At 38.1% G+C, this 682-nt stretch carries 2 protein-coding genes; one reads left to right on the plus strand and one right to left on the minus strand.

Going from position 1 to position 682, the window contains the following annotated elements:
- Positions 1 to 200, minus strand: a 200-nt coding sequence (locus HW447_RS17905; RefSeq protein WP_207714824.1) for a helix-turn-helix domain-containing protein, incomplete at its 3' end; no start/stop codon positions are given.
- Positions 201 to 305: 105 nt separating this feature from the next.
- Between HW447_RS17905 and HW447_RS17835 the strand changes: the two genes are divergently transcribed.
- Positions 306 to 682 (plus strand): helix-turn-helix domain-containing protein (locus HW447_RS17835; RefSeq protein ID WP_176256360.1); only part of this gene is annotated, 377 nt, incomplete at its 3' end.

The following is a 682-nucleotide window of genomic DNA, read 5'->3' on the forward strand; positions in this document are numbered from 1 at the left end:
GGATTATATTTTCCGTTTTTCCATTCGGAGAGTGTGGATTTTAAAATCCCTGTTTCCTCAGACACCCGATAATCTGTCAGCCCTTTCTTATCTCGCAACTTTGCATATTTGGCGTACAAATTTTTCACCTCATTTCTGAACTTTTCTATTGCTATTAGTTCAGAAAACTGATATACTAAGGTTACCACACGATAGTACATAAAATTCAGTTTTCTGAACCGCATACTTGAATTATAGTTCAGTTTTGCGAACTTGTCAATAGTTTTTTGTTCTATTTTCTGAATTTTATAGAAAGGACAGTATGCATGAACGAAATCTATGACCGATATAAAACCATTAGGGATTCCCGCAATATAAAGGATTCTCAAGTCGCAAAGGAAACTGGAATTACTAAATCCACTTTTTCAGAGTGGAAGTCAGGAAAATATACTCCTAAACAAGATAAACTCCAAAAAATTGCTGATTTTTTTGGAGTGACCATTGACTATTTGATGACAGGAACCGAAGATACCACAAAAGAATATCCCCAACTCAATGCTCGTGATGAAAGGGATATCAGCCGCCGATTAGAGCAGACTCTTTCTGATCTGGAGGGCCAGCAGGGCGCACTTATGTTTGATGGCGCGCCATTAGACGATGAAACAAAGGAACTTTTGAAGGCCAGTTTAGAGCACAGCATACG

This window comes from Enterocloster alcoholdehydrogenati, assembly GCF_013282095.1.
In the GTDB taxonomy this organism is placed as follows: domain Bacteria; phylum Bacillota; class Clostridia; order Lachnospirales; family Lachnospiraceae; genus Enterocloster; species Enterocloster alcoholdehydrogenati.